This is a genomic window from Curtobacterium sp. VKM Ac-1395 (genome assembly GCF_015350975.1).
Lineage (GTDB): Bacteria > Actinomycetota > Actinomycetes > Actinomycetales > Microbacteriaceae > Curtobacterium.
Genome location: NZ_JADKRX010000005.1, coordinates 140,873 through 154,862 on the forward strand (window position 1 = coordinate 140,873; position 13,990 = coordinate 154,862).

The 13,990-nt window shown below is 71.2% G+C and carries 13 protein-coding genes and 1 pseudogene; 10 read left to right on the plus strand and 4 right to left on the minus strand.

What is annotated here, in order from left to right; translation table 11 throughout:
• Positions 1 to 90 precede the first annotated feature (90 nt).
• Positions 91 to 1,071 carry a diacylglycerol/lipid kinase family protein gene (locus tag ITJ68_RS14180; protein ID WP_194662077.1) on the plus strand — a complete coding sequence of 327 codons (981 nt, stop codon included), beginning with the start codon at positions 91 to 93 and terminating at the stop codon, positions 1,069 to 1,071.
• 104 nt (positions 1,072 to 1,175) lie between these two features.
• On the opposite strand, the gene ITJ68_RS14185 is transcribed toward ITJ68_RS14180, so the two are convergent.
• The 4 genes from ITJ68_RS14185 to ptsP all read right to left on the minus strand — a co-directional run bounded on the left by ITJ68_RS14185 (position 1,176) and on the right by ptsP (position 6,220).
• A complete protein-coding gene (locus ITJ68_RS14185; RefSeq protein ID WP_194662078.1) occupies positions 1,176 to 2,327 on the minus strand; it encodes a mannitol-1-phosphate 5-dehydrogenase in 1,152 nt (383 codons plus the stop codon).
• Complete coding sequence (locus ITJ68_RS14190) at positions 2,324 to 2,761, minus strand: PTS sugar transporter subunit IIA (protein ID WP_194662079.1); 438 nt, start codon at positions 2,759 to 2,761, stop codon at positions 2,324 to 2,326. Before ITJ68_RS14190 ends, ITJ68_RS14185 begins: the two co-directional genes overlap by 4 nt.
• 155 nt (positions 2,762 to 2,916) lie before the next feature.
• Positions 2,917 to 4,473, minus strand: coding sequence for a PTS mannitol transporter subunit IICB (locus tag ITJ68_RS14195; protein WP_194629992.1), 1,557 nt, complete (start codon positions 4,471 to 4,473; stop codon positions 2,917 to 2,919).
• Positions 4,474 to 4,564: 91 nt separating this feature from the next.
• The gene (gene ptsP, locus ITJ68_RS14200; RefSeq protein WP_194662081.1) at positions 4,565 to 6,220 is read right to left on the minus strand and encodes a phosphoenolpyruvate--protein phosphotransferase; all 1,656 of its coding nucleotides are present in this window, start codon (positions 6,218 to 6,220) and stop codon (positions 4,565 to 4,567) included.
• Between the two features lie 293 nt (positions 6,221 to 6,513).
• On the opposite strand from ptsP, the gene ITJ68_RS14205 reads away from it, so the two are divergent.
• The 9 genes and pseudogenes from ITJ68_RS14205 (at position 6,514) to ITJ68_RS14245 (ending at position 13,989) form a co-directional block, all read left to right on the plus strand.
• Positions 6,514 to 7,284 (plus strand): DeoR/GlpR family DNA-binding transcription regulator, encoded by a 771-nt coding sequence (locus tag ITJ68_RS14205; RefSeq protein ID WP_194662083.1) that lies wholly within the window; start codon positions 6,514 to 6,516, stop codon positions 7,282 to 7,284.
• A 66-nt stretch (positions 7,285 to 7,350) separates the two neighbouring features.
• A complete protein-coding gene (locus ITJ68_RS14210) occupies positions 7,351 to 7,623 on the plus strand; it encodes an HPr family phosphocarrier protein (protein WP_071270420.1) in 273 nt (90 codons plus the stop codon).
• A gap of 127 nt (positions 7,624 to 7,750) precedes the next feature.
• Positions 7,751 to 8,593, plus strand: a complete 843-nt coding sequence (locus ITJ68_RS14215) for an exodeoxyribonuclease III (RefSeq protein WP_194662086.1) — start codon at positions 7,751 to 7,753, stop codon at positions 8,591 to 8,593.
• 38 nt (positions 8,594 to 8,631) lie between these two features.
• Positions 8,632 to 9,642, plus strand: a complete 1,011-nt coding sequence (gene trpS / locus ITJ68_RS14220) for a tryptophan--tRNA ligase (RefSeq protein WP_194662088.1) — start codon at positions 8,632 to 8,634, stop codon at positions 9,640 to 9,642.
• Positions 9,599 to 10,243 carry a GNAT family N-acetyltransferase gene (locus ITJ68_RS14225; protein ID WP_194662091.1) on the plus strand — a complete coding sequence of 215 codons (645 nt, stop codon included), beginning with the start codon at positions 9,599 to 9,601 and terminating at the stop codon, positions 10,241 to 10,243. The genes trpS and ITJ68_RS14225 overlap by 44 nt, the downstream gene beginning before the upstream one ends.
• Before the next feature lie 72 nt (positions 10,244 to 10,315).
• Positions 10,316 to 11,371 (plus strand): bifunctional diaminohydroxyphosphoribosylaminopyrimidine deaminase/5-amino-6-(5-phosphoribosylamino)uracil reductase RibD, encoded by a 1,056-nt coding sequence (gene ribD, locus ITJ68_RS14230; protein ID WP_194662485.1) that lies wholly within the window; start codon positions 10,316 to 10,318, stop codon positions 11,369 to 11,371.
• 29 nt (positions 11,372 to 11,400) lie between these two features.
• Positions 11,401 to 12,024 (plus strand): annotated as a pseudogene (gene ribA / locus ITJ68_RS14235) (GTP cyclohydrolase II); the annotation flags it as partial.
• A gap of 184 nt (positions 12,025 to 12,208) precedes the next feature.
• Positions 12,209 to 13,618 (plus strand): MFS transporter, encoded by a 1,410-nt coding sequence (locus tag ITJ68_RS14240; protein ID WP_194662097.1) that lies wholly within the window; start codon positions 12,209 to 12,211, stop codon positions 13,616 to 13,618.
• A gap of 155 nt (positions 13,619 to 13,773) precedes the next feature.
• Positions 13,774 to 13,989, plus strand: coding sequence for a hypothetical protein (locus tag ITJ68_RS14245; RefSeq protein ID WP_194662099.1), 216 nt, complete (start codon positions 13,774 to 13,776; stop codon positions 13,987 to 13,989).
• Position 13,990: the final 1 nt, after the last annotated feature.

A 13,990-nucleotide genomic window follows, 5' to 3' on the forward strand; every position in this document is an offset into this window, starting at 1 on the left:
TGCTGGGCGCGGATCGGCCAGGCAGTGCGCACGGCGTCCCGGGCGCAGACACAGGCGGTGTCCGGTGCGCGGTCCACTACAGTCGACGCGATGCCGCACGACGAGCCCACCCACGGTCCCGACCACCGCCTCGCCCTGGTCGTCAACCCCGTGAAGGTCGACGTCGGTCTGCTGCGGTCGACGGTCACGGCAGCCGAGTCCGGACACGGCTGGGCGTCGAGCGTCTGGTTCGAGACCGACGCCACCGACGACGGCCGCGGGGCCGCCCGTGCGGCCCGCGCGTCAGGAGCCGACGTCGTGCTGGTCGCCGGCGGGGACGGCACCCTGCGGATCGTCGCCGAGGAGCTCCGCGGGTCCGGCGTCCCCGTCGCCCTGCTGCCAGCAGGCACCGGCAACCTGTACGCGCGGAACCTCAGCATCCCGCTGAACGACGTGCGCGCAGCCGTCCGTGCGGCGTTCACCGGGACGGACCGGCGGGTCGACGTCGCGCTCGCGGAGCTGACCGACGTCGAGGGGACCGTTGCGCGCCACGCCTTCCTGGTGATGGCGGGCATCGGGCTGGACGCGGACATGGCGGCGAACACCAGTCCACGGCTCAAGAAGCGGTTCGGCTGGGTCGCGTACTCCGACCCGATCATCCGGTCGGTCATCGGGAACCGGCAGGTCGCGGTCCGCTACCGGCTGGACGACGCTCCCGCCAGGACCATGCGGGCGCACACCGTCATCGTCGGCAACTGCGGCTCGTTGACGGCCGGGGTGCTGCTCCTGCCGAACGCCCGGCCGGACGACGGCGTGCTCGACGCGGTCGCCTTCCAGCCGAAGCGCGCCATCGGCTGGAGCGGGGTCGGGTACGGGCTGTCCCTGAACCGGTTCTTCCACCGCACCCGGTTCGGCCGGCTGCTCGCCTGGCTCCTGCCCACGTCGAAGACGCTCCGGTACACGAGTGCGCGGTCCTTCGACCTCGAACTCGACGCGCCGGAGCAGCTGCAGCTCGACGGCGACCCGTTCGGCAGGGTCACCGCCGCACGCATCACGGTCGACCACGACGGCCTCACGCTCCGCGTCGCCTGAGGGCGGTTGCCGACAGCCGCACCGGCAGCCGCAGCGGCGACCCCGTGACGGACGGGAGGCCCGGTGCCAGCTGGCACCGGGCCTCCCGTCCGTTGGTGGCTGCGTCAGGAACGCGCGGCGTGCACCCGGTCGGTGAACGCGGCGTGCAGCGGGTGCTCCGCGTCCAGGCCCGTGATCTCGGACGCCACGTCGGCGTCCGCACGGTCGGAGGCGAGGAGCGCCTGCAGCTCGACGCTCTGCTCGTCGTCGGCGACGTCGAAGCGGAGCGCGGCACCCATGGCGTCGAGGAGCGCGACGGGCTCGGTGCCCTCCTCGGCCAGGGCGGCTGCCGGTGAGACGAACCGCTCGTCGCGGGACAGCTTGCGGAGCGGCTGGCGGCCCACGCGCGTGACGGTGTCGGGCAGGTGCGGGTTCTCGAAGCGCGCGATGATCGCGGCCACGTAGGCGCGGTGCACCTCGGGGTCGAGCTCGTGACGACGGACGAGCAGGTCGCTCGTCTCGCCGAGCACCGACTCGAGCGCGGAGCGCACGGCGGGGATCGCGATCGCCTCGGAGATCTTGTCCGCCCCGGCGAGGAAGCCGTGGTACGCGACGGTGGCGTGCCCGGTGTTCACCGTGAAGAGCTTCCGCTCGATGGACGCGGCGAGGCCGTCGACGTAGTGCGCGCCGGGGATCGCCGGCTCGGTGCCGTGGAACGGCGTCCGGTCGATGGCCCACTCGAAGTAGGTCTCGACGGTGACGTCGAGGCCGCCGCCCTCGGGCTGGGCCGGCACGATGCGGTCGACCGCGGTGTTCGCGAAGACGGCCTTGGCCAGGCTCGCGTCGCGGACGTCGGCGGGCAGGGCCTCGACGACGAACTCGCGGAGACGGTCGGTCGCGTTCAGGGCGTTCTCGCACGCCATCACGGCGATCGGGGCTGCGTCGGCGTCGCGCTGCTGCAGCGCGGCGGCGATCACCGGTGCGATGAACTTCAGGACGTTCGGCCCGACGGCACAGGTGACGATGTCCGCCGTGGCGATCTCCGCGACGACGGCCGGCTCGTCCTGGGCGCTGTTGAGCGCACGGAAGTTCGTGACCTCGTGGTCCTGGGCACCGGTGCCGACCTCGTGCACGGTGTACGAGTCAGCGGCGGCGAGGGCGTCGATGACCGGGGCGGCGACGTCGGCGAAGACGACCTCGTAGCCGGCCTCGTGCAGCAGGAGCCCGACGAAGCCGCGGCCGATGTTGCCGGCGCCGAAGTGGACGGCGGTGCTCACTCGTTGACCTCACCGAGGATCGCGAGGATCGCGGCGGTGTCCGGGGCGTCCGTCAGCTTCTGGACCTCGTCCTCGTCGGAGAAGACGATCGCGATCTTCGACAGGATGTCGAGGTGCTCGTTGTTGACGCCGGCGATGCCCACCACGAAGCGGACCTCGTTGCCGTCCCAGTCGATCGGCGCCGCGTAGCGGATGAACGACAGGGCCGAGGACTTGATGGCGTCCTTCGCGTCGTTCGTGCCGTGCGGGATGGCGAGGAAGTTGCCCATGTACGTCGAGACGCTCTTCTCGCGCTCGAGCATGGCCGGGTAGTAGTCGCCCGTGACCGCACCGGCGGCCTCGAGGATCTCGGCGGCCTCCTTCATCGCCTCCGACTTGGTCGGGGCGGTGTCCTCGGTGTGGATCCGGATCTGGCTCTCCTGCAGGACGGGCATCTGTGGTTCTCCTCGGTTCGTGGATGGACGCGTCGTGTTCGAGCGCTCCGTGGATGTGGAAGAGGGGGCGGTTGCCCGCCCCCTCTCCATCGTGCACTTGCTGACTGGTCGTGGACCGGCCGGTGGATCGGGCCGCTGGACGGACCCGGTCGGTGTTACTGGTTCTTCAGCTGGTCGACGACCTGGTCGTACTGGGGTGCGTTCATGAAGTTGCCGACCGACACGTGCTGCGCGTTCGGGTTCTTCTGCTTGGCGCGGGGGGTCAGTTCCTCCTGCGTGATGATGAGGTCCTCGTCGCCTGACAGGTTCGCGATGGCCTTGTTGACGACGGTGACGCCCTCGATGCCGGCCTTCTTGATCTTGTTGCGGAGGACGCTCGCACCCATGGCGCTCGAGCCCATGCCGGCGTCGCAGGCGAAGACGACGTTCTCGACGCGCGTCGCGGTGGCGGTGCCGGAACCGACACCACCGAAGGCGGCCTCGGTCTCCTCGTCGTTGCGGGGTGCGTTGTTGCCGAGCAGGCCCGAGGTCGCGGCGTTGACGTCGCGGCCCTTGTTCGCCTGGAGCTTGGCCATCGCGGCGCTCATGTCACCGGCGTTGCCGGCGGCGAGGTCGCGCTTGCGGGTGGCGATGAGGAAGAAGGACGCGACGGCGAAGGACACCGCGGCCGACAGGATCACCGAGAGGATGACGCCGAGGAAGCTGTTGCGCTCCGTGGCGCCGAGCACCGCGAAGATCGAGCCGGGCGACGCCGGGGCGACGAGGCCGGACTTGAAGGCGACGTTCGTGGCGACACCGGTCGCACCACCGAGGATGACGGCGATGAACAGGATCGGCTTCTGCAGCACGTACGGGAAGTAGATCTCGTGGATGCCACCGAAGAACTGGATGATGATCGCGCCGGGAGCGGTCGAGCGGGCGATGCCGACACCGAAGAAGGTGAAGGCGAGCAGGATGCCCAGGCCGGGGCCGGGGTTCGCCTCGAGCAGGAACAGGATGCTCTTGCCGGACTCCTGGACCTGCTGCGCGCCGAGCTGGTCGAGCACGCCGTGGTTGATCGCGTTGTTGAGGAAGAAGACCTTGGCGGGCTCGATGATGATGCTCGCGACGGGCAGCAGGGAGTGCTGCACGAGGAAGTTCACCGCGTCGCCGAGGCCCTCGGCGATGAGCTTGAACAGCGGGGCGAGCCAGAAGAAGCCGATCATCGCGAGACCGAAGCCGAGGATGCCGGCCGCGTAGTTGTTCACGAGCATCTCGAAGCCGGGCTTGATCTTGCCGTCCCAGATGCGGTCGACCTGCTTGATCAGGTAGGCGCCGAGCGGGCCACAGATCATCGCGCCGAGGATCATCGTCGTGCCGCTGGCACCGATGATGACGCCCATGGTCATGATCGACCCGACGACGGCGCCGCGGGTCTCGTAGACCATCCGGCCACCCTGGATCGCGATCGCGAGCGGGATGAGGTAGGTCAGGATCGGGCCGACGAGTCCGACGTTCGCCACGCCGTTCGTCTCACCGAAGCCGCCGAGGATGCCCACGGGCGTCCAGCCGGTCTCGATGAAGAAAGCGGTGATGATGCCCCACGCGATGAAGATCGCGATGTTGGGCATGACCATGCCGGAGAGGAACGTGCCGAACTTCTGAACGGCGACGCGTGCGCCACCCCGCGACTGGGCGGGGGCGTCTGGCGCTGCAACGGACGACGTTGTCATGTGCGGTGACTTTCTGTGTGGTGGTGCTGCTGCGTGGAGGGGACGGGTTGGTGCTGGGGGTGCTGGGTGCTGCGGGGTGGTGCTGGGTGGCTCAGGCGGCGTGCGCGGCCGCCGCGGCGGACTTCGCGGCCGCCGCCGTGGACGCGGCGAGTGCCGCCCGGGCCATCTCGCGGGCCTCGTCGAGGGTGTGCCTGCCGAGTTCGGCACGCACGTCGGCGAGGGCCGCGGGGGTCATGGAGAGGGTGGTGGCGCCGAGGCCGACGAGCACGACGGCGAGCAGCGGGTCGGCCGCCGCCTCACCGCAGATGCCGACGGCCTTGCCGGCGTCGGCACCGGCCGTGCCGAGCTGCGCGACGAGGCGCAGGACGGCGGGGTGCCAGGGGTCCTGGTAGTTCGCGACGGTGCCGAGCATGCGGTCGGCGGCCATCGTGTACTGGGTCAGGTCGTTCGTGCCGATGGACACGAAGTCGGCGGAGACGAAGACCTGCTCGGCCATCAGCGCGAGCGAGGGGACCTCGGCCATCACGCCGGCGGTGCGGATCCCGAGCTCGCGGGCCAGGTCGACGAAGTACTCGGTCTCCTCGGCGTCGGCGACCATCGGGGCCATCACCCAGAGGTCCGCCTCGGTCTCGGCGTCGGCCTGGGCGAGCGCGGTGAGCTGGTCGCGGAGCACCTCGGGGTGGTTCCGGAGCGCCCGGAGCCCGCGGCGGCCGAGCGCCGGGTTCTCCTCGTCCTTGTCGGTCAGGAACGGCAGCGGCTTGTCGGCACCGGCGTCGAGCGCCCGGACGACGACCTTCTTGCCCGGGAACGCGGCGAGGAGCTGGACGTACGAGGCCTTCTGCTCGTCGACCGTCGGCGCCTTCGGCGAGTCGAGGAAGAGGAACTCGGTGCGGAAGAGCCCCACGCCCTCCGCACCGAGAGCAACGGCGCCGGCGGCGTCGGCCGGGCTGCCGAGGTTGGCCAGCAGCGGCACGACGTGGCCGTCGGCGAGTGCCCCGGCGGTCAACGGAGCAGCGGCGGCGGCGAGGCGGTCGGCGATGCGCTGCTCGACGTCGGCGACGAGCTCGGCGGAGGGCTCGGTGACGACGGTGCCGGCTGCGGCGTCGACGACGACGACCTGCCCGTCGGTGAGGTCGTCCGCGCCGGTGACGCCGACGATGGCGGTGATGCCCTTGGCGCGGGCGAGGATCGCGGTGTGCGAGGTCGGGCCGCCGTCACGGGTGACGAGCGCGAGGACCTTCTCGAGGTCGAGGAGTGCGGTGTCGGCCGGGGCGAGGTCGCGGGCGACGAGCACGAAGGGGGTGTCCGACTCGGGGACGCCCGGGGCGTGCACCCCGCGGAGCTTGGCGACGATGCGCTGGGCGACGTCGTCGAGGTCGGCGGCACGCTCCCCCATGTAGCCGCCCATGCCGACGAGCAGGTCGCGGAACTGCGCGAAGGCCTCGTACACGGCGCGTTCGGCGTTCGTGCCGCCGTCGATGCGGGTGTGCACGTCGTCGAGGAGGGTGGGGTCCTGCGCCATCAGCGCCTGGGCCTCGAGCACGGCCTGGGCGTCGCCGCCGGCGAGCTGTCCGCGCTTGGTGAGGTCTTCGGCCACCGCGGCGAGCGCTGCGTGCACGGCCTGCTTGGCGTCGTCCGACGAGCCCTCGAGCGGTGCGGTCGACGGTTCGCCGAGCGGGTCCGCCATCCGGAGCACGGTGCCGTGGGCAACGCCTCGGCCGACGCCGGTTCCGAGCAGTTCGGACATTCGAGACTCCTTCATCTCACACGCGCTTGCGGTGGGGTGGTTCAGTTCGGTGCACAGCGACACGAACGGACCACGCCCGTGCGGCTTGGAGCACCATACCTCGATCCGCGTTGACAAACAAACACATCCGGGGATAAAAATGCACAAACAGATGCCCGTTTCGGTCTGACCTGCCCCCACGTCGGGCGTCGGTCGCCGCGCACGCATCCGTCCGTGTCCGTTCTGCTCCGAAGTGGTCAGTTCTGCTCCGAAGTCGTCAGACGGACGCCGTCACCACGAGACCCCGAGGTCCGATGTACGCACCAGAGCGCCACCAGCGCATCGTCGAGCAGGCCCGTGCCGCGGGCCGCGTCGACGTCAAGGACCTCGCCGAGCTCCTCGAGGTCACGCCGGAGACCATCCGGCGCGACCTCACCTCCCTCGAGCGCCGCGGACTCGTCCGGCGTGCCCACGGCGGTGCGATCCCCGTCGAGCGGATCACCCTGCACCCGGGCGTCGGCGACCGCGGCGGCATCAACCAGCCGGAGAAGATGGTGATCGCCGAAGCCGCGCTCGAGGAGCTGCCCGAGAACGGCTCGGTCATGATCGACGCCGGCACGTCGACGATCTGCCTCGCCGAGATGCTGCCGACCGACCGCGGGCTCACCGTCGTCACGCACTCGCTGCCGGTGGCGATGGCCGTCGCGAACCGCCCGGGCATCGACCTGCACCTGCTCGGCGGGAACATCCGCAGCGACTCGCTCGCCGGCGTCGGCACGTGGACGCACCAGCTCATCGGGATGGTCAGCGTGGACGTGGCCTTCATCAGCATCAACGGCATCACGCCCGAGCGCGGCCTGACCACGCACAACATGGCCGAGGCAGCCGTGAAGTCCGCGATGATCAAGGCCGCCAGACGGAGCATCCTGCTCGCCGACCACACGAAGTTCGGTCGCGAGGAGTTCGGCCGCGTCGCCCCGCTCGCCGCGATCGACACGATCATCACCGACCCCGCCGTCAACCTCGACCTGGTCCGCGAGGTCGAGGCCGCCGGCGCCGAGGTGTTCTGGCCCGGCCGGTCCTGACCGTCGGTCTCCCCCAACCACCGGCTCGCTAGCATGGGCCGACCATCCCGTCGAAGGAGTTCATCGATGTCCGAAGCCACCCGCACCGTCACCGTCGCCAGCGGATCCGGTCTGCACGCCCGCCCGGCGTCGCTGTTCGTCCAGAGCGTCACCGCGTCCGGGCACCAGGTCACGATCAACAAGGGCGAGAAGTCGGCCAACGCCGGCAGCATCCTCGGTCTGCTCGGCCTCGGGGTCGAGAACGGCGACGAGGTCACGCTGACCGTGACCGGCGACGACGCCGAGACCACGGCCGACAGCCTGGTCGAGTTCCTGAAGACGGACCACGACGCGGCCTGACCGCACTGGTCGCGGTGACCGCGACCTGCGTCGCCGACGGGAGGCCCGGTGCCAGCTGGCACCGGGCCTCCAGTGCGCGCGCACCCGCGTCCGCAGGCTGTCGGCCACCGCCGATAAGGTGTCCTGCATGACTCGCCTGCGCCTCGCATCCGTCAACGTGAACGGCGTGCGCGCCGCCTTCCGCAAGGGCATGGGCGACTGGCTGGCGACACGTGACGTGGACGTCCTCGCCCTGCAGGAGGTCCGTGCGTCGAGCGACGACCTGACCGCCCTGCTCGGCGACGAGTGGGACGTCGTCCACGACCCGGCCTCGGCGAAGGGCCGTGCGGGCGTCGCGATCGCCTCTCGGCACCGCGCGCACATCCACCGCGTCGAGCTGGGCCCCGCGGAGTTCGACTCCGCCGGTCGTTGGCTCGAGGCCGACTACGAGATCGACGGCACGATGGTCACCGTCGTGTCGACGTACGTCCACTCCGGAGAAGCGGACACCCCCAAGCAGGACGAGAAGTGGAAGTTCCTCGACGCCATGACCGAGCGGCTGCCACAGGTCCGCGCGCACAACCCGCTCGCCGTCGTCGTCGGTGACCTCAACGTCGGGCACGACCAGCGCGACATCAAGAACTGGAAGGGCAACGTCAAGCGTGCGGGCTTCCTGCCGCGGGAGCGTGCCTACTTCAGCCGGTTCTTCGGCACCGAGGGCGAACCCGTCGAGGGCGCTGACGGTTCCACGGGGCCCGGCCTCGGCTGGGTCGACGTCGGTCGCGAGCAGTCCGGCGACGTCGACGGCCCGTACACGTGGTGGTCCTGGCGCGGACAGGCCTTCGACAACGACTCCGGCTGGCGCATCGACTACCAGATGGCCACGCCCGAGCTCGCCGCGACGGTGCAGACGTACACGGTCGACCGCGCGAGCGCGTACGACCAGCGATGGTCCGACCACGCCCCCGTGGTCGTCGACTACGAGCTCTGACCCTGCTTCCCCCACCCCGAACCACAGGAACCACCACGATGACGAACCCCCGCATCTTCTCCGGCATCCAGCCGTCCGCCGGCTCGCTGCACCTCGGCAACTACATCGGCGCGCTCATGCAGTGGCGGGACCTGCAGGACGACCACGACGCGATCTTCTGCGTGGTCGACATGCACGCGATCACCTCGCCGCAGGACCCCGCCGCCCTGCGTGAGAACACCCGTCGCACCGCGGCGCAGTACATCGCCGCCGGCATCGACCCGGAGCGCTCGACGCTGTTCATCCAGTCGCACGTCCCCGCGCACGCCGAGCTGGCCTGGGTGCTCAACACGCTCACCGGGTTCGGCGAAGCGAGCCGGATGACCCAGTTCAAGGACAAGTCCGCGCGCCAGGGTGCCGAGGCCGCCTCCGTGGGGCTCTTCACCTACCCGGTCCTGATGGCCGCCGACATCCTGCTCTACGACGCCGAGGTGGTGCCCGTCGGGGACGACCAGCGCCAGCACGTCGAGCTCACCCGCGACCTCGCCGGACGCTTCAACTCCCGGTTCGGCGACACGTTCGTCGTGCCCGAGGCCCGGATCCTCGCCGACACCGCGCGCATCTACGACCTGCAGGACCCGACCAGCAAGATGAGCAAGTCCGCAGCCTCGGACTCGGGCCTGGTGCTGCTCCTCGACGAGCCGAAGCGCACCGCGAAGAAGATCCGGTCGGCGGTCACCGACACCGAGCGGGAGATCCGCGCGGACCGCACCGAGAAGCCCGGCGTGACGAACCTGCTGTCGGTCCTGTCGGCGTTCACCCGCACGCCGGTCGCCGAGCTCGAGGCCTCGTTCGCCGGCAAGGGCTACGGGGACCTCAAGGGCGAGGTGGCCGACGCCGTCGTCGCCGAACTCGAGCCGGTCCGCGCCCGCACGCTGGAGCTCCTCGACGACCCGGCCGAGCTCGACCGCCTGCTCGCGCTCGGCGCCGACCGTGCCGAGTCGATCGCGACCGAGACCCTCGCCCGTGTCTACGACCGCATCGGGTTCGTCCCGCGCGTGCGCCGCTGACGTGCTCCCCGTCACGCTCGCGTCCGACCGGGTCCGCCTGGACGTCCCGACCCGCTCCGACACCGTCGCGATCACCGAGGGCTGCCAGGACCCGGAGGTGGTGCGGTGGACGACCGTTCCCACGCCGTACCGCCCGCAGGACGCCGCCGCCTTCGTGGACGCGCTCGTCGGACCGGGGTGGGCGTCCGACCGCGAGTACACCTGGGCGATCCGTCGAACGGGCTCGATCTGGCTCGAGGGCGTGATCTCGTACCGCACGGCCCACCGTGACCTCGGCTTCTGGCTCGCACCCGGTGCCCGCGGGCAGGGGCTCGTGCACGACGCCGTCGCGCTGGTCGTCGACTGGGCCTTCGACCGTGGCGCGCCCGACGTGTACTGGGAGTGCTACGTCGGCAACGTGGCCTCGGCGAGTGTCGCCCGGCGTGCGGGCTTCGCGTACACGGGCACCGGCAGCGCGAACATCCCCGGCCGGGACGGCTCCCCCACGTCGGCGTGGAAGGGACTCCGTCGTGCCGACGGCACCCAGGCGTCCGACCTGCCGTGGCCGTCCGAGTCGTACGCTCCGGGTGATGCCCCAGGGGCCGTCCCGACGTCCCGGTAGTCTCGGCTCGTGAACAGCAGGTCAGTGTCGGAGGGACCCGACGGGTCCGTGTCGGAGACCGAGGTGCGGGCCATGCGCCGGGCGCTCGAGCTCGCCGCGCTCGGTCCCGCGCTCGGCGACCACGCCCGCGTCGGCGCCGTCGTGCTCGCCCCCGACGGCACCACCATCGCCGAGGGCCACCACCGTGGCGCCGGCACCGCGCACGCCGAGGTCGACGCCCTCTCACAGCTCACGCCGGAGCAGCAGCGCGGGGCGACGGTCGTCGTCACCCTCGAACCCTGCGACCACGTCGGTCGCACCGGCCCGTGCTCCGTCGCGCTCATCGAGGCCGACGTCGCCCGGGTCGTCTACGCCATCGACGACCCGGGGCCGGCGGTGCACGGCGGTGCCGACCGTCTCCGTGCCGCCGGGGTCGACGTGGTCTCCGGCGTCCTCGCCGACCAGGCGACCGCGTTCCTCGAGCGGTGGCTCACGTCGGTCCGTCTGGGTCGTCCGTGGGTGACCGTGAAGTGGGCGTCGAGTCTCGACGGCCGGGCCGCGGCAGCCGACGGGTCGAGCAGGTGGATCACCGGCGCCGCCGCGCGCCAGCACGTCCACGAGCAGCGCGCCGCCCACGACGCGATCCTCGTCGGCACCGGCACCGTCCTCGCCGACGACGCGTCCCTGACCGCCCGCGGTGACGCCGGCGAGCTCCTCGCCGACCAGCCGCTCGCGGTGGTGCTCGGCGACCGCGACGTCCCGGCCGACGCCGCCGTCCGCCGCCACCCGCGCGGGTTCCTGCAGCTCCCCGGACACGACCCGCACCGGGCGCTCCAGGCCCTCGCCGCCGAGGGCATCCGCACCGTCCTCGTCGAGGGCGGCCCCACCGTCGCGTCGGCGTTCATCGCCGCAGGACTCGTCGACGAGGTGCTGGCCTACGTCGCCCCCGTGCTGCTCGGCGGCCCCCGGGTCGCCCTCGGGGACATCGGCGTGGGAAGCATGCAGGAACGTCTGCGGTTGGACGTACTATCGACCACCAGCCTCGGCCCCGACCTGCTGGTGCGTGCACGACCGATCCCCGCGGCCACACAGCGGCAGCCCGGACAGCACGCAGACGACGGGGCCCGTACCGACCGGAGCACCACATGACCGACGCCCTGACATCCCCCACCCCGGGCAGTCCGGTCCGGTTCGAAGTCGCGACGAAGGTGCCGACGACCCACGGCACGTTCGAGATGCGCGCCTACCACGACCTGGTGACCGGAGCGGAGCACGTCGCGATCATCGGCGCGCTCCCGGACGGCTCCGCCCCGAAGGACGGCGCCCTGGTGCGCGTGCACTCCGAGTGCCTGACCGGCGAGGCCTTCGGCTCGCTGAAGTGCGAGTGCGGCCCCCAGCTCGACGCCGCGCTCGACACCATCGCGGCCGAGGGCGGCGTGGTCGTCTACCTCCGTGGGCACGAGGGCCGTGGCATCGGCCTGGTGAACAAGCTCAAGGCCTACCGCCTGCAGGAGGACGGCCTCGACACCCTCGACGCCAACCTCGCGCTCGGCCTGCCCGCCGACTCCCGCGCCTACGGCGGAGCCGCCGGCATCCTCACCGAGCTCGGGATCGGCCGCGTCCGGCTGCTGTCGAACAACCCGGAGAAGCGCCGGCAGCTCGAGGAGCACGGCATCACGGTCGACGGCCTCGTGCCGCTCGTCGTCGGCATCTCCGCGCAGAACGCCGGCTATCTCGACACCAAGCGCGACCGGATGGGCCACCAGCTCCCCGCGCACCTCGAGGCCGGCGCACACAACTGACCGCTCGCCCGTCGTGGGGCGGATTCGCAGGTCGGTGGTGGCGGACATAGACTGGTCCTTCCGTCACGAGCGGTCCACCACCTCCCGAGCGCACCCGTCGGTCACCGCCCACCACGCGGCCCACACGGTGTCCGCCGTTCGGCACAGCCGCGCCCGGTCCGGGCGCTCTGCACGGAGAACGACCATGCCCGCCACATCGGCTGCACCTTCCCCCGCCCAGAAGACGAACCCGCGGTCCCGGGTTGTCGTCGCGAGCCTCATCGGCACGTCGATCGAGTTCTACGACTTCTACGTCTACGCGACGGCCGCGGTCCTCGTCTTCCCGACGCTCTTCTTCCCGAACGAGGACCCGACCGCGTCGCAGCTGTCCTCGTTCGTGACCTTCGCGCTGGCGTTCTTCGCCCGCCCGGTCGGGTCGATCATCTTCGGCCACTTCGGTGACCGCATCGGCCGCAAGACCACCCTCGTCGCCTCGCTGCTCGTGATGGGCACGGCGACGTTCCTCATCGGCTGCCTGCCGACGTTCGACTCGATCGGCATCTGGGCGCCCGTGCTCCTCGCGGTGATGCGCTTCGCCCAGGGCGTCGGCCTCGGCGGCGAGTGGTCCGGCGCGGCACTGCTCGCGACGGAGAACGCCCCCGCCGGCAAGCGCGGTGTCTTCGGCTCGATGCCCCAGCTCGGCGCACCGATCGGGTTCCTGCTCGCCAACGGCCTGTTCATCGCGATCAACGCCGCGATGCCCGCCGGCGCCGACGGCACCCCCAACCCCGACTTCCAGGCGTGGGGCTGGCGCCTGCCGTTCCTGCTCTCCGCCGTGCTCGTGCTCGTCGGTCTGTACGTCCGCTTCCGCCTGGTCGAGTCGACCGTGTTCCGCGGCGTGCAGGAGTCCGGCACCGTCGCGAAGATCCCGCTGGGCCGCGTGTTCCGCACCTCGTGGAAGGCCGTCATCGTCGGCACCTTCGGCATGGTCGCCACGTACGTGCTCTTCTACTTCATGACCACGTTCACGCTGTCGTACGGCACCACCGGCGCCACCGCCTCGGCGCTCGTGCCGAAGGTCGGCCTCGGGTACTCCCGCGGGGAGTTCCTCACGCTGCTCATGATCGGCGTCGTGTTCTTCGGCATCTTCACCCCGATCGCCGGGATGCTCGCCGACCGGTTCGGACGTCGTCGCACGCTCATCCCGACGACCATCGGGATCGCGCTGTTCGGCCTGACGTTCCAGTTCTGGTTCGCGGCGTCGCACGGCCCGGTCACCGTCGTGACGTTCCTCATCGTCGGTCTCTCCCTGATGGGCCTGACGTTCGGGCCGATGGGGGCGCTGCTGCCGGAGCTGTTCCCCGCGAACGTCCGGTACACGGGCTCCGCGCTGGCCTACAACATCGCCTCGATCCTCGGTGCCTCGCTGGCGCCGACGATCGCCCTGGCGCTGTGGAAGCCGGACGGCAACATCTTCCTCGTCGGGCTCTACCTGACCATCGCGGCCGTGGTCACCCTCGTCGCGCTGCTGCTCGTCCGCGAGACCCGCGGCAGCGACTTCGGCGAGGCCGACGCGGCCCGCGCCGGCGTCACCTCCCCCGAGCGCACGCGGTAGTCGCGACCACCTGCGCGGACGGGAGGCCCGGTGCCAGCTGGCACCGGGCCTCCCGTCCGTCCGGTCGCAGGGCGTAGGGCGCAGGGCGCAGGGCGCAGGGCGCCAGTGTCAACCCAGGTTGACGGATGTCGGCGCGTCAATGTAGGTTGACAGGTATGGACCGGCCGACGATCACGCACCTCGCAGCGGGAGCATCAGGGGACGACCCCTTCTCCGCGCTCGCCAGCGTCCGCGACCTCCGCCGGGAACTCGACCGCACCGAGGAGCTCGCCGCCCGCCGCGCCCGCGTCGCCGGTGCCTCGTGGCAGGAGATCGCGACGCTCCTCGGCGTCAGTCGCCAGGCAGTGCACAAGAAGTACGGCAGAAACTAGG

Coding starts and splice junctions, on each gene's coding strand:
- ITJ68_RS14180 (WP_194662077.1), top strand. CDS start 91: ATGCCGCACGACGAGCCCACCCACGGTCCCGACCACCGCCTCGCCCTG.
- ITJ68_RS14190 (WP_194662079.1), bottom strand. CDS start 2,761: ATGCCCGTCCTGCAGGAGAGCCAGATCCGGATCCACACCGAGGACACC.
- ITJ68_RS14195 (WP_194629992.1), bottom strand. CDS start 4,473: ATGACAACGTCGTCCGTTGCAGCGCCAGACGCCCCCGCCCAGTCGCGG.
- ptsP (WP_194662081.1), bottom strand. CDS start 6,220: ATGTCCGAACTGCTCGGAACCGGCGTCGGCCGAGGCGTTGCCCACGGC.
- ITJ68_RS14205 (WP_194662083.1), top strand. CDS start 6,514: ATGTACGCACCAGAGCGCCACCAGCGCATCGTCGAGCAGGCCCGTGCC.
- ITJ68_RS14210 (WP_071270420.1), top strand. CDS start 7,351: ATGTCCGAAGCCACCCGCACCGTCACCGTCGCCAGCGGATCCGGTCTG.
- ITJ68_RS14215 (WP_194662086.1), top strand. CDS start 7,751: ATGACTCGCCTGCGCCTCGCATCCGTCAACGTGAACGGCGTGCGCGCC.
- trpS (WP_194662088.1), top strand. CDS start 8,632: ATGACGAACCCCCGCATCTTCTCCGGCATCCAGCCGTCCGCCGGCTCG.
- ribD (WP_194662485.1), top strand. CDS start 10,316: ATGCGCCGGGCGCTCGAGCTCGCCGCGCTCGGTCCCGCGCTCGGCGAC.
- ITJ68_RS14240 (WP_194662097.1), top strand. CDS start 12,209: ATGCCCGCCACATCGGCTGCACCTTCCCCCGCCCAGAAGACGAACCCG.
- ITJ68_RS14245 (WP_194662099.1), top strand. CDS start 13,774: ATGGACCGGCCGACGATCACGCACCTCGCAGCGGGAGCATCAGGGGAC.